The 21977-nt window shown below is 48.1% G+C and carries 16 protein-coding genes and 1 tRNA gene; 6 read left to right on the plus strand and 11 right to left on the minus strand.

Annotation, left to right across the window (positions count from 1 at the left end; genetic code table 11):
- The first annotated feature begins 110 nt into the window (after positions 1-110).
- A complete protein-coding gene (gene carB, locus GWO68_RS12795) occupies positions 111-2924 on the plus strand; it encodes a carbamoyl-phosphate synthase large subunit (protein ID WP_162346852.1) in 2814 nt (937 codons plus the stop codon).
- 687 nt (positions 2925-3611) lie between these two features.
- Here carB and GWO68_RS12800 read toward each other — a convergent pair.
- The 4 genes from GWO68_RS12800 to GWO68_RS12815 form a co-directional block, all read right to left on the minus strand.
- Positions 3612-3824, minus strand: a complete 213-nt coding sequence (locus GWO68_RS12800) for a hypothetical protein (protein WP_162346853.1) — start codon at positions 3822-3824, stop codon at positions 3612-3614.
- A gap of 32 nt (positions 3825-3856) precedes the next feature.
- Entirely contained in the window at positions 3857-4570 is a 714-nt protein-coding gene (locus tag GWO68_RS12805) for a methyltransferase domain-containing protein (protein ID WP_235942058.1), read from the minus strand.
- The gene (locus tag GWO68_RS12810) at positions 4551-5672 is read right to left on the minus strand and encodes a type III polyketide synthase (protein WP_162346854.1); all 1122 of its coding nucleotides are present in this window, start codon (positions 5670-5672) and stop codon (positions 4551-4553) included. The genes GWO68_RS12805 and GWO68_RS12810 overlap by 20 nt, the downstream gene beginning before the upstream one ends.
- Before the next feature lie 99 nt (positions 5673-5771).
- Positions 5772-6905 carry an NAD(P)/FAD-dependent oxidoreductase gene (locus GWO68_RS12815; RefSeq protein ID WP_202923750.1) on the minus strand — a complete coding sequence of 378 codons (1134 nt, stop codon included), beginning with the start codon at positions 6903-6905 and terminating at the stop codon, positions 5772-5774.
- 138 nt (positions 6906-7043) lie between these two features.
- Here GWO68_RS12815 and GWO68_RS12820 point away from each other — a divergent pair, with 138 nt between their 5' ends.
- From GWO68_RS12820 to GWO68_RS12830, 3 genes are all read left to right on the plus strand, one after another.
- Positions 7044-7418 (plus strand): T9SS type A sorting domain-containing protein, encoded by a 375-nt coding sequence (locus GWO68_RS12820; RefSeq protein ID WP_162346855.1) that lies wholly within the window; start codon positions 7044-7046, stop codon positions 7416-7418.
- A gap of 130 nt (positions 7419-7548) precedes the next feature.
- Positions 7549-8568, plus strand: coding sequence for an alkaline phosphatase D family protein (locus GWO68_RS12825; RefSeq protein WP_235942059.1), 1020 nt, complete (start codon positions 7549-7551; stop codon positions 8566-8568).
- Between the two features lie 134 nt (positions 8569-8702).
- On the plus strand, positions 8703-9164 hold the full coding sequence (locus GWO68_RS12830) for a hypothetical protein (RefSeq protein ID WP_162346857.1): 462 nt from the start codon (positions 8703-8705) through the stop codon (positions 9162-9164).
- 73 nt (positions 9165-9237) lie between these two features.
- Here GWO68_RS12830 and GWO68_RS12835 read toward each other — a convergent pair whose 3' ends face one another.
- From GWO68_RS12835 to GWO68_RS12860, 6 genes are all read right to left on the minus strand, one after another.
- Positions 9238-9582 carry a hypothetical protein gene (locus GWO68_RS12835; protein WP_202923751.1) on the minus strand — a complete coding sequence of 115 codons (345 nt, stop codon included), beginning with the start codon at positions 9580-9582 and terminating at the stop codon, positions 9238-9240.
- 106 nt (positions 9583-9688) lie between these two features.
- Positions 9689-10708: an LLM class flavin-dependent oxidoreductase gene (locus tag GWO68_RS12840; protein WP_162346858.1), complete on the minus strand. Its 1020-nt coding sequence runs from the start codon at positions 10706-10708 to the stop codon at positions 9689-9691.
- A 79-nt stretch (positions 10709-10787) separates the two neighbouring features.
- On the minus strand, positions 10788-11312 hold the full coding sequence (locus GWO68_RS12845) for a DUF421 domain-containing protein (RefSeq protein WP_162346859.1): 525 nt from the start codon (positions 11310-11312) through the stop codon (positions 10788-10790).
- Between the two features lie 53 nt (positions 11313-11365).
- Entirely contained in the window at positions 11366-12592 is a 1227-nt protein-coding gene (locus GWO68_RS12850) for a DUF2254 domain-containing protein (protein WP_162346860.1), read from the minus strand.
- A gap of 149 nt (positions 12593-12741) precedes the next feature.
- Positions 12742-12813 (minus strand) — tRNA-Arg (locus tag GWO68_RS12855).
- Positions 12814-12887: 74 nt separating this feature from the next.
- Positions 12888-14072 carry a Pycsar system effector family protein gene (locus GWO68_RS12860; RefSeq protein WP_162346861.1) on the minus strand — a complete coding sequence of 395 codons (1185 nt, stop codon included), beginning with the start codon at positions 14070-14072 and terminating at the stop codon, positions 12888-12890.
- A 295-nt stretch (positions 14073-14367) separates the two neighbouring features.
- Here GWO68_RS12860 and GWO68_RS12865 point away from each other — a divergent pair, with 295 nt between their 5' ends.
- Positions 14368-18186 (plus strand): metallophosphoesterase, encoded by a 3819-nt coding sequence (locus tag GWO68_RS12865; protein ID WP_162346862.1) that lies wholly within the window; start codon positions 14368-14370, stop codon positions 18184-18186.
- Between the two features lie 85 nt (positions 18187-18271).
- Positions 18272-19303 (plus strand): DUF6268 family outer membrane beta-barrel protein, encoded by a 1032-nt coding sequence (locus GWO68_RS12870; protein ID WP_162346863.1) that lies wholly within the window; start codon positions 18272-18274, stop codon positions 19301-19303.
- 576 nt (positions 19304-19879) lie between these two features.
- On the opposite strand, the gene ppk1 is transcribed toward GWO68_RS12870, so the two are convergent.
- Complete coding sequence (ppk1, locus tag GWO68_RS12875) at positions 19880-21976, minus strand: polyphosphate kinase 1 (protein WP_162346864.1); 2097 nt, start codon at positions 21974-21976, stop codon at positions 19880-19882.
- Between the last annotated feature and the right edge of the window lies 1 nt (position 21977).

Genomic DNA, 21977 nt, shown 5'->3' on the forward strand with positions numbered 1-21977 from the left:
ACTATAGCCTTGCCACCTGAAATTAAATTAACCTTTGCCCTGTTTACTTTTGCCTGCCCCAACATTTTGCCTTAACTTTGGGCAATTTATACCTACCACACGCTCGAACTATGCCTAAAGACACCAGTATTAAATCAGTTCTCATCATTGGCTCCGGTCCCATCGTTATCGGTCAGGCCTGCGAATTTGATTACTCCGGCTCCCAGGCCGCCCGTTCTTTAAGGGAAGAAGGGATAGAAGTTACACTCATCAACTCCAACCCGGCCACCATTATGACGGACCCGGTTACGGCCGACAACGTGTACCTGAAGCCGCTGGAGAAAAAATACATTGTTGAGATACTGAAGAAACATAAAATTGATGCGGTGCTGCCAACCATGGGCGGACAAACTGCCCTTAACCTGGCCATCGAGTGCGAGAAAGCCGGCATCTGGGAAAAGTATGGCGTGCGCATCATCGGCGTAGATATCAAAGCCATCGAAACGACCGAAGACCGCGAGCAATTCCGACTGAAAATGCTGGAGCTGGGCGTTAACGTTTGTAAAGGCGAAACGGCCACGTCGTTCCTTGAGGGTAAGGAGATTGCGCAGGAGATAGGTTTTCCACTGGTAATTCGTCCGTCGTTTACGCTGGGCGGTACAGGTGGTGGTTTTGTTAACACCCCCGAGGAATTTGATGCAGCCCTTACGCGTGGGTTGCACGCTTCGCCAACCCACGAGGTGCTGGTAGAGCAAAGCATTTTAGGCTGGAAAGAGTACGAACTGGAGCTGCTCCGCGATAACCTGGGCAACATCATCATTATCTGCTCTATAGAGAACTTCGACCCGATGGGCGTGCACACCGGCGACTCGATAACCGTAGCCCCGGCCATGACGCTGCCAGACACTGTTTACCAGAAAATGCGCGACCTTGCCATAAAAATGATGAACGGCATCGGGCAGTTTGCAGGTGGCTGTAACGTACAGTTCTCCGTTAACCCGGATGATGATACCATTATTGCCATCGAGATCAACCCGCGCGTGTCGCGTTCATCGGCGCTTGCCTCTAAAGCAACCGGTTACCCGATCGCTAAAATTGCCGCTAAACTTTCTATCGGTTATAACCTGGATGAGCTGAAAAATGCCATCACCAAAACTACATCAGCCTACTTCGAACCTGCCCTGGACTATGTTATAGTTAAGATACCGCGCTGGAACTTCGACAAATTTCCGGGTGCCGACCGCAGACTTGGTTTGCAGATGAAATCGGTGGGTGAGGTAATGGGTATTGGCCGCACGTTTCAGGAGGCGCTTCAGAAAGCCTGCCAGAGCTTAGAGATCAAGCGTAACGGCCTTGGTGCAGACGGCAAAGAAAAAACCGACTACAATTACCTGATCGATAGTTTACAGAACCCAAGCTGGAACCGCCTGTTCAGTATAAAAGATGCCATGCGCATCGGTATACCTACCAACACCATCCAGAAACTGACTAAAATAGACCCGTGGTTCCTGGCCCAGATAGAAGAACTGGATGTGCTGGAGAAAGAAATTGAAAAGTATAACCTGAGCAACCTGCCAGCCGACCTGCTGCGCGAAGCAAAAGTAAAAGGCTACGCCGACCGCCAGATAGCGCACCTGCTGCGTTGCCGCGAGAGCGAAGTATTTAATCTGCGCAAAGAGCTGGGCATTAACCGCGTGTATAAAATGGTAGATACCTGCGCGGCCGAGTTTGAAGCAAAAACACCGTACTACTACAGCACCTACGAAGGCGAAAATGAAAGCATCGTTTCGGATCGCAAAAAAGTGGTGGTACTTGGTTCGGGCCCTAACCGGATAGGCCAGGGTATTGAGTTCGACTATAGTTGCGTACATGGCGTACTGGCTGCCAAAGAGTGCGGCTACGAAACCATTATGATCAACTGTAACCCTGAAACGGTAAGTACTGACTTTGACATTGCCGACAAGCTATACTTTGAGCCGGTTTTCTGGGAGCACATTTACGAGATCATCCTGCACGAAAAACCGGAAGGCGTTATAGTGCAGTTGGGTGGGCAAACTGCTCTGAAGCTGGCCGAAAAGCTGGACCGCTATGGTGTAAAAGTGTTGGGCACCAGCTACAAAGCGCTCGACCTTGCCGAAGACCGTGGTTCTTTCTCATCCCTGCTGCGCGACTTAAATATTCCGTATCCTCCGTTTGCGGTTATCGAGACGGCCGAGGAAGCATTGGAGCTTTGCCGTGAGCTTAAGTTCCCGTTGCTGGTTCGCCCAAGCTACGTGCTAGGCGGCCAGAACATGAAGATCGTGATTAACGAGAAGGAGCTGGAAGCCCACGTTATCGACCTGCTGAAAGACCACCCGGGCAACAAAGTATTGCTGGACCACTTCCTGGACAACGCCATTGAAGCCGAGGCTGATGCGATTTGTGATGGGGAAGATGTGCATATTTGTGGCATTATGGAGCACATAGAGCCTGCTGGTATCCACTCCGGCGACTCTTACGCCGTGCTGCCTCCTTTCGACCTGAGCGAGAACGTAATGCGCCAGATTGAAGAGCACACCAAAAAAATAGCGGTAGCCCTGAATACAGTTGGAGTGATCAACATTCAGTTCGCAATTAAAAACGAAGTGGTGTACATTATTGAGGCTAACCCGCGTGCCTCGCGTACGTTCCCGTTCATTGCCAAAGCGTACCGCGAGCCGTACATTAACTACGCTACCAAAATTATGCTTGGCCACGCCAAAGTGAAGGACTTTAACTTTAATCCGCACCGTGAAGGCTATGCCATTAAAGTACCGGTTTTCTCATACAGCAAGTTCCCGGAAGTAAACAAGGAGCTCGGCCCTGAAATGAAATCGACCGGTGAAGCCATTTACTTTATAGAAGATCTGCAGGATGATTACTTCACAAAAGTATATTCTGAGCGGAATATGTATATGAGTAAATAAGCCGGAAGTACAAAGTTGATTTAGAGGCCCTTCGCTATAGTTTAGCAAAGGGCTTTTATTTTCTAACAATTGTTATTTAGAGTTTTGCGAGAAATCTTAACTGTTCTATAGTTACAGTTTGTCATTTCGACGCAAGGAGAAATATACCGGAGCTTATAGTTGAAGAATTCCCCAACTTAAAACAAGCCTTCGGTTCAAATTCCCTCTAATCCTGGGAGCTCAATACACCTATAGTTTCAAATGAGTTTGGTACCCTCACGGCCGGGAGGCCCCGTCTTCGGGCATCGCGCGGTGTACATTTCTTTTTCTCGTACCTCGAAATGGCTGCGCCACCAGAAATCTACAAGGCGCTCAACCCAAAGACTGCTATCTTTCTTCTATTCACTGCTTAACTATAGTTTAAAACGGTAAGCTTCGACATTGATCTTAGCTATAATTCCGTAGGGACAGGTCGCGACCTGCCCGCTCGTGGTCTGAAACTATAATACAATAACCTAAACTATAGCAGTAGTATAAATTCCCCGTCTTAGACAAGGAGGGGTTAGGGGTGGTTGGAATAACGCCAACTATAAAACTATAGCTTAAACTAAAGCAAAGGTAGTAACGACCTCCGAGTGTTTGAAGGTCCTCGGAGCGTCTTATGGATTATCGCTTCATAACCAACGCATACTACAAAATCCCAAAAACCTAATGCCGTTTCTTCAGCTTATCGTTTTCGTCCACTGTTTTCTGGCCGGGGATGAGGAGGCGCAGGACAAGGTACACAACAGGCGCCAAGGCAAGTACCAGGATTACCATTAAGATTACTTTCAGCGCCTTCACGAAAACGGAAATGATAATAGCTGAGATAATGATGGAAATGGTAAACAGCACCCAGAAATTAATAGTTTGGCGGCTCATGGCTTTGTAAAGGATAGTTTCTGGTTTATACTTCAGTTTCTGGATAAAGATTTGTGTAATACCAATTGCCACCGGAACGCCCACATCCAGCGCAAACTATAGTTGGCTATACCTGCCTGCTCCAGCAATACTTCTAATTCATGTCTTTTAAAGGCCCGCCACACTGAAAGCGGTGCATCGTTTTGCACTAATCGTGAGCCAGAAAGTAACCTGGTAATATACTTGATAGAGTAGTAAGCAAACCAGTGCCGGTGCAGGTCGTTGATGATGACGGCGACACGTGCCTGCCGGTATAGTTGCGTAAAAAGTCTGATCAGTTGGGCATCTGTAAAATGGTGACAGAACAAACTGCAAACGATGATGTCATATTCCTGATGGGCAAATTCCTGAGAGAAAACATCGTGCTGCGCAATAGTTATGTTGCTATAGTTCTGGCAATGCTTACGGGCATAGTTTACCATAAAATCATTGGCATCTATACCGGTTAGCTGTACAGCTATATTTTTACGTTGTGCCCAGTTGGCAATACTTGTCAGGGTGTCGCCGCCGCCGCAGCCAATGTCGGCTATAGTTAGGGGTTGGTTGTTATAGTTGGCTGATAGTTTATCCAGCGCATCCAGCACCACCTTGTGGCCGCCCAGCCAGTTGTTAATTACTTCCAGCTCTCGCAGGTTTTGGCGTAGTTCTTCCCCGCTCAGGGTCAGGTCATCCATTAACTCCGGTTGGTTACTCCGCAGGGCCAGCATAATGTACCTTTAACAGCATAGATTCCAGGGTAAGGCCAGGGCCGAAGGCAAAGCTTAGCACAGGCTCGTCTTTTTCGTTGTGGGTCAGGTTATCCATCAGCGCTTTTAATACAAACAGCACCGTAGCCGACGACATATTTCCGAAATCGCGGAGCACCTGGTAAGCATAGCGGTTGTCGTCGCGGGTCATGCCCAGTTCCTGCTCTATCACTTCCAGTATGCGGCGGCCACCGGGGTGTATGGCAAACAACTTAATTTCTGGTAGTGTAGTTTTCAGGCCTTGCAGGAGGCGGTCTGTCAGTTGCTTTATACCTGATTTAATGAGGTCAGGCACATACGAAGATAAGGTCATTTCGAAACCGGTATCGCCGATATGCCAGGCCATGTCGCGTTTGCCGGCCGGTGCCAGGTCGCAATGGAACGACTGCAACTCCAGGCTCATCTCTTTGCAAGGTTTGCCCTGCATCAGTACGGCTGCGGCGCCATCACCAAACAACGCATTCGATACCAGATGGTCTTCTGCGGGGTTATTCTGGAAATGGATGGTGCAGATCTCGGTACACACCAGCAACACATTCGCATCAGCATCAGCTTTACAAATGGCATCGGCCAGTTTTATAGCATTAAAAGCGGCATAGCATCCCATAAAGTTAACAGCAGTGCGCTGCACGGTTGCAGGCAAACCAAGGCGTTCTACCAACTCAATATCCAGGCCGGGGGCATACATGCCGGTGCAGCTTACAGTTATCAAATGTGTAATCTCTGTAAGAGCTATAGTTGGCGTTTGTTGCAGGCAATTGCGCACCGCTTCCTCCGAGAGGTCCACGGCATGGCGCTTGTATACATCCATGCGTTGCTGCACCGTCGGGAAAGGCTCTAAGGTTGGGGTGTTGGGGTAAAAGGTGAAATTGCCGTTTTGTTGGGTATAATCCTGCAGTACACTATAACGCTGCCCAATGCCGGATAAACGGTACAAAGCTTTTAGTTTGCGGGTGTTGGGTTCATCAAACTGCAGCGCACGGGCCATAAAGTCTGCCACCTGCAACTGTGGTATTTTGTGGGCTGGGTTAGCTGTTCCGATGGCGCAAAGATAGCTTTTCATGTAGAGTAGTGTGGTGGCCTGCGCCGGTGTTATGTGGTTTGGGTAATGCAGGTTGTACGGATGCCTCTACAGATTAGATATAACCCGTAACTATAGTTTTCAGAAAGGCTGGCCGTGGGTTTGGCGCATCAGTAGTTGTAAGGCAGCAGGCAGGTGTTTCAGGGTTTTTACGGTTACTTCAGAAAGCACCGGGTGCCCGAATAAATGTTGCACGGTCCGGCCAAGTTGCAGGCGTTTTTCAAATTGCTTTTTCCAGGCCTGGCTATAGTTTGCTTCGAGTTGGGGGCGGTTATGGCCATTGGTAAAGTATAGCGCTATCTGTTCCGAGGCCAGTTTGCCCGCATGTATCGCCATGGCCATTCCGTTGCCGCAGAGCGGGGTTATCATGCCGGCTGCATCGCCGCACAGCAGCAGGTGGTTTTCTACGCAGGTCTTGGTCGCAAACGAGATCTCATTTATCACTTCGGGCTGGGCATATACAAACTCAGCTTCAAGCAGTATATGCTTCAGGTGTGGGTTCTGGCAAAGTATAGCTTGCTCCATTGCCGGTATGGTACCGTGTTGTTTCAGGTTTTGGCGGGTAGTAAGGTAGCAAAAGCAATAGGTGTCGTTTTCTATAGCTGAAATGCCGGCGTAGCCATCCTTAAAATTATGCAGCGCAATTACGTTTTTGGGTTGATTATACTTTATATGATATTTTACCCCGATGTAAGGCGAGCGCTTTGCAAAGAAACGCCGGTTTAGCTGGCGGTCCAGGTTGGTGCGTTTACCATAGGCGGCTAACACTATTTCGGCCTGTAATTGTTCGCCGGTGCTGAGTCGAAGTATAAACCTGTTTTGCTCGAAAGCTATATCCTGCACAGCCGTATTCAGTTTAAAGGTAACACCGTCGGTTACTGCTAGCTGGTACAAATAATTATCTAAGGTATACCTGCTGATGCCAAACCCGCCCAGGTCAAGGTTGGCCGCTAAACTATAGCCCGAGGGTGCAGTAAGTATAAATTGGGTAATGTGGGCAGGTTGCAGGGCGTTTACATCAGCGCCGAGGCTGGTAAGGTAAGGCAACACCTCGTTCGACACATACTCGCCACAGACCCTATGGAAGGGGTACCCCTTTTTTTCGATGAGCAGTACCCTGATGCCCTGCTGCGCTAACGCAATGGCGCTGGTAAGCCCGGCCAGGCCACCGCCAACTATAATTACAGGCCACTCGGGTATATTCGTTTTATGCAAATCAGGGGTCGCTAAAATTTGGTGAACGCACCCGTTTTAGTGGGTATAATACAATAACTATTTAAAAGCTTGCTCGTTTTAATAAATGGAACGACTTTTGTAATCCCATTACGTAAAACATTTTGTTAAAGACTCTCTATGAAGCAAATTATACTTACTATTTTAGTGTCTGTTTCTATGCTGGCTGCCCAGGCTCAGGACCAACCTACCGGACAACACGCAGAGAAAGAGAAAACGCTTACAGTATCTCAGGACGATAAAGATTTTACTATATATCCGAACCCCAGCAACGGCGTTTTTACGGTGTCGCTTGCCAACATGAACTCTAAAAAAGCCGACCTGCGCATCATGAACGTGATCGGCAACGAGATATACCACGAAACCATTACCCGCGAAAATGCACTGCTTTCCACCACCGTTGACCTTAGCCGCTACTCAAAGGCTAAAGGCTTATACTACGTAAAACTGGAAACAGATAATTTTAGTGTAGTGCGGCGCGTGATAGTGAAGTAATCAGGAATAACTATAATCCGAAGCGACAGTCTCTTAAAACGGGGCTGTCGCTTTTTTGTGCCCGGCCAATAGAGTATAACGTACGCAAATGCCTAAATTTACGCCATATTTATACTTTAGCTTAAGACCAATGCAACGTATTACACACCTGCTGCGCTTACTGCCCATCCTTTTTATAGTTGTCACCGCCTGCAAAGAGCCCTTAGAAGCTACCATAGAGCCAACCGTTGATACGATAGCTTTTGGCTCGTGTAACCGTCAGGATCTGCCACAGGTTATCTGGCCTGCCATCAGTCAGAATAACCCGGATGTGTGGGTATGGCTGGGCGACAACATTTATGGCGACTCCGAGGACATGAACGTGATGAAACAAAAGTACGACATGGTGCTAAACGAGCCGGGTTACAAACAATTGCAGGCATCTACTAAAATCATCGGCACTTGGGACGACCACGACTATGGCCAGAACGATGGGGGCAAAGGATTTAAAATGCGGGAGCAAAGCCGGCAACTGTTCTGGGATTTTATAGGCGAGCCGGCCAATAGCCCGCGCCGCAGCCAACAGGGCGTTTATAGTTCGCATACCTATGGGCCGGCAGGCAAACAGGTAAAAGTTATTTTGCTGGACAGCCGTTATAACCGCGACTCGTTGGCGCGCATTAACAAAGTATACCAAACCAACTATACCGGCGATATGCTGGGCGAGGAACAATGGAAATGGCTGGAAAATGAACTACGTAACAGCAAAGCCCAGGTAAATATTATAGGAAACGGCATACAGGTGCTGCCCGAAGAACAGGTATATGAAAAGTGGGCTAACTTTCCGGCCTCCCGCAAAAGGCTGCTTAACCTGATAGCTGACTCCAAAGCAAAGGGCGTTATACTAATAAGCGGCGACCGCCATATTGCTGAAATCTCGAAAACAACGTTGCCCGGCATGAGCTACCCGCTATACGAAGTAACCAGCAGCGGCATGACGCACGTGTACAGCGGCACTGCCATAGAGCCTAACAAGTACCGCGTGGGCAACCTCATTAACAAGCTAAACTTTGGTATGTTCCGGTTTAACTGGGGCGATAAGGTGCAGGTAGAAATGCTGGTAAAAGGAAAAGATAACGAAATGTATTTATCAGAAAAGGTTGTGTATTAAGTTGTTGTAAAATAGCTATAGTTGCAGGCGGCCGCTTTTAAAAAGTTGGCCGCCTTTTTGTTATCTACCCATCAGCGTGTTAAACCTTATAGTTGTAGTGCAGTCAAATAAACAGATTTTAAAAACGAACTAACATGAGAATCAACATCCTTAAAAGCCTTTTTGTGCTGGGTTTAGGCGTAACCCTTTCAGTAGGAGCAGTAGCGCAGACTACACCAAAGCAGCAAAACAAGCCTCAGAAGCAGCAACTGACACCGGCACAGCGCCAGAACAAAATGCTGGAGAATTATAAAAAGAACCTTAACCTTTCTGACGCGCAAGGCAAGAAGTTAAAAGCAATTCAGGAGCAGCAGGTGAAAGACATGCAAGCCATCCGCAACGACCAGAACCTGACCCGCGACCAGAAGCATGAGAAAATGAAAGCATTGCACACAGCGCACCAGCAGCAAATAACCGCCATCCTGAATGCCGAGCAGAAGCAGAAGTTTGCGGAAATGGAAGCCAGGAAAGAAGCCCGCAGACAGGAGCACATGAAAGACACCACACGTGGCCCGCGCAAGGGTGGCAAAATGCAGCACAAAATGCCAAACAACTAAGCCTGAAATAAGGTTATAGATTTTGTTTGATACAAAAGCTCCCGGACGGCAGGTCCGGGAGCTTTTTTTATGGTTAACGCTGCTCAGGAACTATGGCTTTGGAAATATACCCGGTAATGCTTTCTGCATTCTTATCGATGCGGGCTTTTAGAAACAAGGTACCTGTAGTATCTAACAACTGAATTTGCTGCGATGTATCGAAGTGGGCAAGCGTCGGGCTGTCGAAGTCTGGCTTACTATAAAGCTCCCCTTTGATAAGCGGTTTTGTAACATAGAGTACATCGGCAGGCAAAACAGGCGGCATTCCGGTCTCGCTGGCTATAGTTGCTTCAGAAGTATCCTGTTTCTCTATTTCGGTCTGGCAGGCAGTGCAAGCTATACCTACAGCTATAGTTACTACATAAGTTAAGTTCTGCATAGAGGGAGCATGGCTAAAAACGGAAACTATAAATTCCCTTATGATCAGTCTGTTTAAGTAGTAAGGTACGGCGATACATTCAAAATAGTTAATTTATACTTACAGGTTAGCCTATAGTTCCTTTCTTTATGTCGGCCAGTATTTCGTAAGACCGCAGCCGCGCCGCATGGTCGTAGATATGCGAGGTGATCATCACTTCATCTACGCCGGTGCTATCCAGAAACTGTTGCAACTCTGACTTAACTGTAGTTGGGCTGCCAATAAAACTATACAACAACATTTGCTGCACCGCATACATCTCCGACAGGTCCCATTTATCTTCCATGCTATCTACGGGTGGTTGCATTTGCCGGGCTGTGCCGCGTATCACATTCAGGAAAGACATGTACAGCGAGGTAGCGAGGTGGCGTGCTTCTTCATCGGTTTCGGCGGCCACCAAGTTTATACCTGCCATAGCGTAAGGTTCTTTCAGCGTTTCAGATGGCTGAAAACTATCACGGTATACCTTAAGGGCAGTGTGCAGCAGGGTTGGGGCAAAGTGGCTGGCAAAGGCAAAAGGTAACCCCAGTATACCAGCTAGCTGCGCGCTAAACGTACTGGAGCCCAGCAACCAGATGGGTATGTTCAGTCCTTCGCCGGGTACGGCACGTACGCGTTGTCCGGTGCTGGCAGGTGCCAGGTAACTTCTCAGTTCTTCCACGTTTGCCGGAAAATCTTCGCCGGCACCCTGCAGGTCGCGACGCAGGGCCATGGCCGTAACGTGGTCGGTGCCCGGTGCGCGGCCCAAACCTAAATCTATTCTGCCCGGGTATAGCGTTTCTAAAGTCCCGAACTGCTCAGCAACTACCAACGGGGCATGGTTTGGCAGCATAATGCCGCCAGATCCTACACGGATAGTTTTGGTGCCATTGGCAACATAGCCAATAAGTATAGATGTGGCAGAACTGGCGATGCCTGGCATGTTATGGTGTTCGGCCATCCAGTAACGGGTATAGCCCCATTTTTCGGCGTGCTGTGCCAGGTCCAGGGTGTTTTTAAAAGAGTCGGCTGGCGTATGGCCGGCAAGTACCGGTACCAGGTCAAGTATAGAAATGGCTGTATCAGAAAGCTGCTTTGTATGGCTCATGGTTATTTTATGATGGTATAGCTACCTGAACTATAGCGCCGTAGCTGCAACTATAGAAAAGGCTGTTTTGATTAACAAACTATAGTTGATTTGGTTTTACATTCTGCAAAACCGACCCGCTTCCGTCTTCTATTTTCTGAATAACGCTCAGGTTGCCTTGCGTTTCCAGCACCACAGCATCTACTTTTTCTATGTTCCCGATTCCCTGACTTCTGATGGCTGCCAGAATTTCTTCTTTGGTTATTCGTTCGCGTTTCATGTACTGCTCCATAAACTGCCCCTTGTAAAGCAGCAAAGCCGGCTGCGCCTTCATCAGGTGTTGTATATTCTCTGACCTAACAGATAACCAGGTGATAATGTACTGCAGCAAAATAAGCAACGCGAAAGCTGTAGTTCCATCAGCCAGCGTTACATCTTTAGACAAAAGCATGGTTGCCAGTGTAGAGCCCAGCGCTATAGTTACCACAAAATCAAAGGCATTCATTTTAGAGAGCGTGCGTTTGCCCGATATCCGGAGCTGCAGCACCAGCACCCCATACGATAACAGGCCTATACTAAGTGTGCGAAATAAACTTGTCCAGCTATCAAATAGAAACTGTTCCATAGTGTTCTGTTTTTACTAAAGTACCCGGCAGGTAACGAGTGAGTTATGATAAACTATAGTTGCTCTGTTTTCTGATAATAAGCCTGAATAAGTGTTTTGCCTTCTTCGGTTTTTGCCAGCGGTTTCATCTGGAGTAGCATTTGCTGCATCCTCGTTCTCAATAGTCTGTCTTCCTTACCATAGTCCCAGATCGGTAGTATGGTTTTCCCGAACAGCTCTTCTATAGTTTCTTCCTGCAGTAAAATTCTTTCAGTTCCGTTTTCGTCGGCTATAGTTTGGGTAGGGTGGTGGTTTATGCGGTAAGTAAGCAGGTCGGCAAGGGCATGCAGGCTAAGTATAGCTGTGCCGGGGTCGTTAATGCCGGGGCTGAGCGCTTTTACGGCCACCTCGGTTAGTTGCTTAAAACCATAGTAGGGATTTTTGTCTAGGGGCTCGCCCCGGTAAAAGTTCAGTGCCAGGTTCAGTTGCTTTTCCATGTCTTTTGTTAGCGTGTTGCTAGTATAAATGGTGAGCATGGGGGTGCCGTAAACTATAAAACTGCCCACCGGGTAATGGAACCGGATGATCCAGTTATGCTGCGTGCAAAGGTTAAGTAGCGTTTCCTGTTCTATCCCCTGGAAATAACCCGACTCCCTGGCTTTAAACTCACTGGAAGCATTAGGCAACTTTAACATTGATGGCGCTGCAGTTTGAAGATGGCAATGGCTTTTTAGCTGGTGTAAGGTTTTAGTGTGCAGTCGGTCGATAATGGTTTCATACTTTACCGATTGTGTAATGTAATGCAGAAAATAAATAAAGAGGAAGATGTCAACTATTGTGAGCAGGATAAGCAGGTAAACGCTAAGCGCAGGTACATACACATCCGAGTCGATGTCGCGGATAGTGCTGAGCAGAAAAAGGGCATAAACTATAGTTCCGATGTAAAAGCCCAGTACTACTTGCTGAAACCGGTTGCCAATCAAGCTGCCAAGTATACGGTTGGTCATGTTAGATGCCGCCTGATTTAGCAGCAGCATCACCATCGAGAAACTGAAAACGGTGAGCGACAAAATGCCCCCGGCTATAGTTGATGCTATTGTTCGGGCTGTACTCGCATCTTTCAGAGTAATAAAATCAAGGAGTTTGGCCTTTAGGTTTTTGCCCGGCTCCGAAAAGTCAAACATCAGCAACAGGTATGACACCACAAGGAAACCAACCGCAATCAGGGCCGGGTAAAAGGCAATGCTGTTTACTACAGTAGCATAGTAGCGCCGTACCCACTTCAGGATGCGTTTGTTCATAGAGCCTTGTTTGTGGTATAGTTGCTATACTTGTGCTACTGCGGTGGGGTTATAGGAGGTAATATGACTGTAGTTGGAGAAGTGGTAGGAAGAAGGTGACAGCAAAAAATAAAAATGCCTGACTCATCTCTGGGTCAGGCATTTTTCTGTGGCCCCGACAGGAATCGAACCTGTATCTAAAGTTTAGGAAACTTCCATTCTATCCATTGAACTACGGGGCCAGTTGGCAGGATGCCGGCAAATTTAAATAATTCTCCCTATAAACCAACCACGGTTCCCGCGTAGCTTGTGGGTATTAAAAATAAGCTACAGAAATGCCAAAGGCGATTACCGTACAAACCAGGCCAACCATAAATATGGTGTAAGAAATGCGCAGGATGCTATACTTGCGTTTCAGCACTTCGCCCAGGTAATAAATATCGGTGATCATGTTGTTGTACAGCGATTTTTTATCGCGCATAATGTTATGCATGCCATGCTGAAAGTCTTCGAGCGGTATGTTGGTGAAGTTACCAAAGAAGAGCAGGTTAACCTTGCGGCTGTTTATTTTCTCTTTCTTAAAGCTGGTGATCTCGGGCTGCGCCGAAATAATGGCAAAAATTACAGAACCGAGTGCCGTTAAAAGCAGGGTACCAACCGGGATAAGCAACGAACGGTGCTGTGCAAACTCAGCCCCGGTTACCGAGGTCTTGGTACTCAGGTACGTGATCACCACCGAAAGTATAATAGAGTTCAGGCTGATCATCATGTTGGCCTTGTTATCGGCTATGGCGCTCAGGTTAAGGTGTGTGCGGTACACATTCCGGAACATGGTCTCGATGCCGCGTTTTGGCTGGGCCAGGGTTTCGCGATGCTTCTTATCCTCCTTTTTCCGTTTCTTAACTTCTTTGCTTAGGCGGCTGCGCTGCTCCTGTATGTTAAGCCCCAGCTGCCCGGCATACTTGCGCTGTGCCTGGTACGTATGAAAAGTAGTAGACAGCAGGAAATCCATCTGGAACTGTGCCCACTCCCGGTCCGAAAAAGACTTATCCCGGAAAATCTCCCACTCCACGCGCAACAACTCTGCCGTACTGAAAAAGCTGTCTTTACCAATGTTAGACATGTCGGCATCTACAAGCAGTTCCTGCAACAGCGTTTCGGGTTCTACGCCATGTTTGGTGGCGGCAATAAGGGTAGCAATACGTTCAATGCGTTCGGCGGGGTAATTTTGCTGTTCCAGCCACTCGCGGGCAAAGCGTATACTTTCGGCTTCATGGTCTTCGTACGTATTTACATATCCGGTATCATGAAACCACGCCGCAAGCAACAGGTCCTGTAGTTCGTCGGAGGGTAAGTGCTGCTGTTCGCCAAGGTCGCGGGCTTCGTTTACAGTTTCAAAAGTGTGTCTATAGTTGTGGTACACAAGCTTTTTGGAAAGCTGATTTTTAAACAGCTTAAATACAAATTCTCCGGCTTGTTTTACGATTGAGTTATTCTCCATAGTATAGTTTGCTGCAAGGGCCATGGGTTGTGGCAGGCAGTATACAGGCTAAAATTATGCTGCGTTACCTGCGTTACGGTTTAATCCTGTTTTTGTTAGCAACAGGGCCATCAGGGGGCATTTATAACTATACAAAACCCGCGAAAACTAAAAAAAGCATTGCACGTTAATTTACATCAGCCCGGCTGTATATAACTGTAATGCCATATTTGCCGGGTTATAGTTTGGCAGGCTTTTTACATACCAGCCGCTGCCTTCGTGCTGCATCAGCACAATAGCCATGTTTACCATTACTATGAAAAAAAATTACACGCTATGGCGCTCCACCTACTTTAAGCTGGGGGTAGTGTTACTTATACTTGTACTTAGTGCCTGTGTGCGCCACGACAGATATTTTGGCCCGCAAACCGCTAACTGGGAAACCTCCAAACCAGCTGCTGGCAATAAAGTGCTTTATACTGTTTTCCTTATCGGCGACGTAGGCTCCCCGGACCTGGAGAAAACAGAACCCTCCATGAAACTGATGCGTCAGCAAATGATGGAAGCCGGTGCGCAAAGTGCCACCATTTTTTTGGGAGACAACGTGTACCACAACGGCTTACCCGAGCCCGGTGCTTACGACCGCGAAGTATCTGAAAAACGCCTGAATGCCCAGCTGGATATACTAAAAGGCTACCCCGGCGAAAAATATATGATACCCGGCAACCACGACTGGAACCACAGCGGCCGCGGTGGCCTGCAGGCAGTAATGCGCGAGCAAAACTATGTTAACGAATACCTGACTGACGAAAACATTGTAACCGGCGGCGACTTTTATGTGCCAGGCAACGGCTGCCCTGGTCCCTACGAGGTAAAAATAAGCGACGACCTGGTGCTCATAGCCCTGGACTCAGAGTGGTGGCTGCACCCCTTCGACAGACCCTATGGCGAAAACAGTAACTGCGGTGCTGCTACCGAAGTAGACCTGCTCATCCAACTGGAAGATATCATCGAGAAGAACGCCGGCAGTGATATTATGATCGTTGGCCATCACCCGCTAAAGAGCCGGGGCGTACACGGCGGTTTTTTTACACTTAAAGATCATATCTTCCCGTTCACGCTGCTCCGCGAATGGATTTACCTGCCCCTGCCTATTATTGGTTCTATTTACCCGTTTGCGCGCAAGTATGGCGGTATTTTGCAGGATATTCCACACCCGCGTTACCAGGCCTATATACAGGGGCTTTACAATATCTTCGATAAGTATGACAACATTATTTATGCTGCCGGCCACGAGCATGCCTTGCAGTATTTTAAGCACAACAATGCCGGGCTTATAGTTAGCGGGTCAGGGTGCAAGGTGCAGGACATTCGGGGTGGTGGCGATGCCCATTATGCTGAAAATATAAAAGGCTTTGCCAAGGTAATGTATTATGAGAACGGCGAAGCCTGGACCGAGTTCTGGGTGCCGGAGGGTGATGGCTCTACAGGGAAGCTTACCTTCCGGACACCGGTATATGCCAAAAAACCACGCAAAGAGCGCCCCTTGGTGCAGGACGACACCAACTATGCTGACAGCACTCTTACACTTGCCGCAAATGCAAACTATAAAGCAAAAGGAATAAAGAGTGTGTTGCTTGGCGAACATTATCGTCAGGAATGGGCCACACCGGTTACAGTACCTACCCTGGATATGAAGAATGTGGAAGGCGGACTGCGCCCTTACCAGAAAGGGGGCGGCCGGCAGACCTCGTCGCTAAAGGTGCGTAACCCCGATGCCCGTGAGTTTACACTGCGCAGCGTAAACAAAGACCCAACGATGGCACTGCCCGAGTACCTCCGCGAAACAGTAGCCCGCGACCTGCTGCAGGATCAGATCTCGGCACAGCACCCGTATGGAGCCCTGATAGTTCCTAAACTAGCCGATGCTGCTGGCGTGTATCATACCAATCCTAAGCTGGTGTACATTCCGCAAACGGCATACCTGCGCCAGTACATGGATGAGTATAGCAACATGATGGCTTTTCTGGAGGAAGATGCAGACGAGAACCACGAAGATGTAGCCAGCCTGGGCAATGCCGAAAACCTGGTAGGTACCGATAAAGTGCTGGAAGAGCTACAGCAGGACAACGACAACGAAGTAGACGAGCAGGAATTTGCACGTGCCCGCTTACTGGATATGCTTATCGGGGACTGGGACCGCCACGAAGGCCAGTGGCGCTGGGCCGAAAAGAAAAAGCAAGGCGAAAATGGCGACCTGTACATACCCGTGCCCGAAGACCGCGACCAAGCTTTCTTTAAAGTAGATGGGGTGCTGCCATGGCTGGCTACCCGCAAGTGGAGCATCCGCAACGTGCAGAATTTTGGCTATGATTTTGGGGATATAGTTGGCCTGAACCTAAGTGCGCAGACCGTGGATCGTACATTTTTGTCCAGTGTGTCGCGGCAGGACTGGCTGCGCATTGCCGAAGATATTAAAGCCAACATGACTGATGCCGTGATAGAACAAGCTGTAGCTGATCTTCCGGAAAGTATAGAACCGATATCAGGACCAGAGATAATTGCCAAACTGAAGTCGCGCAGAGATAAACTGCCACAAGCTGCCGAGCAATATTACGAATACCTGGCAAAGCTGGTAGATGTAGCTGGCAGCGACAAGCACGAACGCTTTATAGTAAACAGGGTAAACGACAATGAAACTACCCTGCAGGTACTGAAAATCACGAAGGAAGGGGAGGTACGTGATACCTTATATAAACGTACTTTTTATACTTCCGAAACAAAAGAGATACGCCTGTATGGGTTGGGTGGCCAGGACGAGTTTATAGTTAACGGCGACGTAAAAGAAGGCATTTTAGTCAGAATTATTGGCGGTGATGATGCCGATAAGATCACGGATAACTCCAGCGTAACCGGCTTTAAGAAGCACACGGTAGTATATGATCTGAAGGCAGGCAACGACTTTGTATTTGGTCCGGAAACGAAAGACAGAACCTCAGCCTATGAGGATGTGAACATCTACGACCGCGCCAACTATAAACAGGATTACCTTGGCCCGCGGTTGTCGTTTGAGTACAACGTAGACGATGGCTTGTTTGTAGGAGCAGGCTTGCTGGGGCGCACCAATAAATTCCGGAAAGAGCCTTACGCCACAGAGCAATTACTGGAAGCCAACTATGCGTTCCTCACCAACTCTTACAACATTCATTACAACGGCGACTTCAGGCAACTGATGAGCAGTAGCTGGAGTTTGCAGCTGGATGGTAAAATAGAAGGCCCGCAGTACCAGCGCAATTACTATGGCATCGGCAACTATACCCGGCAGGACTCAGATGTAGACGAATCGTTTTACAATGTGCGGTATGAGCGCCAGCGCGTAAGTGCCATGTTCTATAAAGATGCTACCTCATTCTTTAAAATAGGTATCGGCCCAACGTATGATCGCTTTAAAGTTACCACCCCTGATCAGGAAAGCTTCCTGGTAAATGAGGCAATAGCCGGTAACCTGCAACCTGGCACCTATGATGCCGAGCGTGGCGCTTTTAATGCGCAGGAGTATTTGGGAGTAGAGGCTTTTGCTAACATGAACGTAGTTGGCGGGGGTACTTCGGCTAACCCGCGTATTGGCCTGCGCTGGTATAACAGCCTGAGTCGTAATTACCAGCTCGGCAAGTATAACCTCGACTATACCCGTATCAGCTCCGAATTCAGGTTTTACCTTACACCTAACTTCCCTTTCCAGCTAACCTGGGCAGGCCGGGTAGGGGCATCGCATAACTTCGGCGATTACCGGTTTTACCAGGCTAATACCCTGGGCGGCACCGATAACCTACGTGGCTACCGCCGAACCCGTTATGCTGGCCGTAGCGCCATATTTGCCAACGCCGAAGGCCGTATTCAGTTATTCGACTATAAAATGTACCTGGCGCCAGGCAGGTTCGGGGTACTTGGGTTGTATGATACAGGCCGTGTGTATGCCAACGACGACGAACAGAAAAGCTTTATAGGCAGTTTACACAACGGTTATGGCGTAGGCATGTGGGCCGACTTCCTGAACCGGACGGTATTTACCTTAACTCATTCCTGGAGCAAAGAAGACAAACTGTGGATGTTGAACTTCGGGTTCCAGTTTTAAAAGCTGTACCAAAATAAAAGAGTGCCGTATGTACATCATGCGGCACTTTCGGCTTTAAGCAAGGCCGCCAAGCACTATAAAAACTATGAAGATACTAAAACTACTACTAGGCGCTGCTGCTATAGTTTGTACTATAAACCTGGCACACGCGCAGGCCCCTGAAACTGAATTACTTGAAGAATATGCCAGCCCCGGCGTGCGTGGTATGGGCAAAGGTAAAGGCATTGTGATTGGCTACGAACGTGTACCGCAGTTTGATATAACCTCTGATGCCAAAGACCCACGCCTGCAGGATGGCAGCGGCCGTGTGCGCCGGCACAATAAATTTGATGTAAAACTGAATGCGCCCATACTGAACAAACCCCAGACAAAGCTAATTTTCGGGATAGACTATAAGTTTGAGGAGTTTAATTTTGAGGATGTAACACCAGCAGCCTACGACCTATACGAGTACCTGGAAGATAAGAACCTGCAAAGCATAGGTGCTCAGGTGGCTTACCTGCACTCCATAGATAACCGACGTTTTTATTTGGTCCGGCTGAAAGGCGAACTGAATGGGGACTTTACCAAAGATGATATCAACGTTGACCTGTTCGATTATTTTAAATCTACAGTAGATGTGGCGTATGGCTGGAAAAAGTCGCCGGATTACGCGATAGGTGTTGCCTTGCAGTTTGGCTATACGTTTGGGCGTAAGAGTGTGTACCCTGCTATACTGTACAACCGCACCTACAACGACCGTTGGGGCGTAGAAGCTATTTTCCCGGCCAATGCCCGCGTGCGTTACAACGTAAACGATAAGACCCTGCTCTTTGCCGGTTACCGCCTGGAGGGTGCCAGCTACAACCTGTACGTGGACGAGGGCCCGCTATCAGAGTTTGGTGAAATTGAGCTGCGCCGCACCGACGTAAAAGGTGTGCTGCGCCTGGAGCGCGAAATTTACGATTTTCTGTGGTTTGGGGTCGAAGGCGGTTTCAGGCAGTATTACCGAAACCGAATTTTTGATGAAGTAGGCTCTAAAGATGAGATACTGGATAACGATCTTTCCGGTGCCGGCTTTGTAAAGTTCGAGATATTCGTTGTGCCACCAAGGAGGTTTATGGAGAAGAATAAGTAATACAGAATAGGTTTATTATTCTAGAAGTATTAAGCAATCTGGATGCTATAGTTAGTTCTCTATTGTCATCCCGAGCGTTAACCGAGGGATCTTATGTGTCCTATAGTTAAGATATTCCATTTCCGAGCTAAGCTATTCTTTCAAATTTCCTCTAATCCTGGGAGCTCTACTTGCCTATAGTTTCAATTGAGCTTTGGTGCCCTCACGGCCGGGAGGCCTCGTCTTCGGGCATCGCGCTGCTTTCGCTTCCTTTGCTCCTTCCTCGCAATGCTTGGCGGCACCGGAACCTCTCGAGGCGCTCAACCCAAAGACTGATATCTTTCTACTATTTACCTGTACCTATAGCTTTAACTGATAAGCTTCGAAATTGATCGGCGCTGTATTTTCGTAGAGACAGGTCGCGACCTGTCCGTGCTATGTCGGTAACTATAGAACTATAGTTGAAGCTATAGCCATAGGGCAAAACTCCCTCTCCTTGAAGGAGAGGGCTGGGGTGAGGTAAAACAGCCAGACAAAAAAACAGGAGTAACTCAAGTTCAAAACTTTGCTACTCCTGTTCTTATTTAAACTAGCTATTTAACTTCGTTCTGCGGTCATGCCTTCCGGCACCAAACTACGGAGATAGGCATAGGTGTCGTACTGTGACCGGACATGCTGTTCATCGGACTGGTTAACATACTTGTTATCAACCAGGCGGGCTTTGGTGTCGTCGGTGCGCTGCAGGTCTATAATCGTTCTGACCTGGTCTATCAAATCCTGCTGATATAACGGAATGGCAACCTCTACGCGACGGTTCAGGTTACGGGTCATCCAGTCAGCGGAGGCGATATAATATTTTTCTTCGCCGTTGTTATGGAAGATGTACACGCGGGCATGTTCCAGGTAGCGGTCAACTATACTGCGCACAGTAATGTTTTCGCTTAAACCTTTTATGCCCGGTTGCAGGCAGCAAATACCCCGTACCAGCAGTTCAATTTTTACACCGGCCTGGCTTGCCTCGTATAGCTTCCGGATCATGGCTTCGTCCTGCAGGGCATTCATTTTTAAGATCATGGATGCAGGCAGGCCTTTCTGCGCATTTTTGATTTCTTTGTTAACCAGCTTGGTAAAGCCTTCGCGCATGTTTATAGGGGCAACCAGTAGATGCTTAAATGTTTTGTCTGGCTGGCGATCTATAAAAAAGTTAAAAACCTGTTCTACATCGCGGGTTAGGCGTTTATCACAGGTAAAGATGGCATGATCTGCGTAAACTTTAGAAGTGTCTTCGTTATAGTTGCCGGTGCTCAGGTAGGCATAGTTTACCAGTTTCCCGTTTTCGTTTCGGGTAATAAGACCTAGCTTAGAGTGTACTTTCAGGTCCGGGAAACCCAGTATAACATTGGCGCCGGCCTTCTGCAATTTACCTGCCCAGTAAATATTCGATTCTTCATCAAAGCGGGCTTTTAGTTCTACAACCACTGTTACCAGTTTGCCATTTTTGGCAGCTTTGGTCAGGGCTTTGGCAATAGCGGAGCCATCGGCCACACGGTACAACGTAGCGCTGATAGCGGTTACGGCAGGATCCTGGGCAGCTTCGTTAAACAGCTTTACCACATAATCGAAAGACTGGTACGGGTAATGCACCATGTAATCCTGCTTTTGTATGGCCTTAATGAGGCTCGGCTCTTTTTCCAGTAACGGATGCACCAGCGCAGGCTGAGGGCTATACTTCAGGTTGGGCAGGTTAAAGTCCGGGAAACCAAAAAAGTCGCGGAAGTTATGGTATTTGCTGCCTTCCACTAGTTCTTCATCCGTAATGCCAGTGTGTGCCATTATCGAATCCAGTAAGCCTTTTGGTGTTTCAGGGTCGTACAGCAGGCGGGCAGGCGTTCCGATCTCGCGCTTCTTCAACCCTTTTTTGATCTTCGACATCAGGTTAGCCGATACATCTTCTTCAATGTCCAGTTCAGCATCGCGGGACACTTTTACCGCATGGGCCTCAAACTGTGTATACTCCGGGAAAAGCAGCGGCAGGCAGGTACGGATAGCATCATCTATAAACATGACGTAGCGCTGGTCCTTTTCGGTAGGGAGTTTTATAAAGCGGCTGCCGTGTTTTTTGGTCGGTACTTCCAACATGGCGTACTGCGTGGGCTGGTTACCTTCTTTTTGGGGGCCACTCATTTGCACGCCTAAGTATACGGTCTGGTCTTTCAGGAAAAAATGCGTTTCCGTATCGTCCATGATCATCGGCAACAGCAGCGGCTGCAGGTTCTCTTTAAAATACGTTGTAATGTATTCTTTTTGCGTGCCGGTCAGGTCGCTTTCTGTTAGCAGGTGTATGTTTTCCTTTTTCAGGTCAGCCAGAATACCATCTCTAAACACTTCGCCAAATTCGCACTGCTGTCGTTTTACTTCGTCCAGTACCAGGTGCAGGGTTTCGGCAGGGTCTTCGTCAAGCTTCTCTATGGTTTTGCGTTTCAGTTTTATCAAGCGTTTAAGCGTGGCTACGCGTACCTTAAAATACTCGTCCAGGTTAGCCGAAAAAATGGCCATGAACTTAATGCGCTCTAATAAAGGCACCTGCTTGTCGCGGGCCTCCTGTAATACTCTATAGTTAAAAGCAAGCCAGCTCAGTTCCCGGTTTATAAATTCGGGCTCTGCCTGGTGCTTCTTTTTTTTCTCTTTTTCCATA

The sequence above is a fragment of the Pontibacter fetidus genome (assembly GCF_010119545.1).
GTDB lineage: Bacteria > Bacteroidota > Bacteroidia > Cytophagales > Hymenobacteraceae > Pontibacter > Pontibacter fetidus.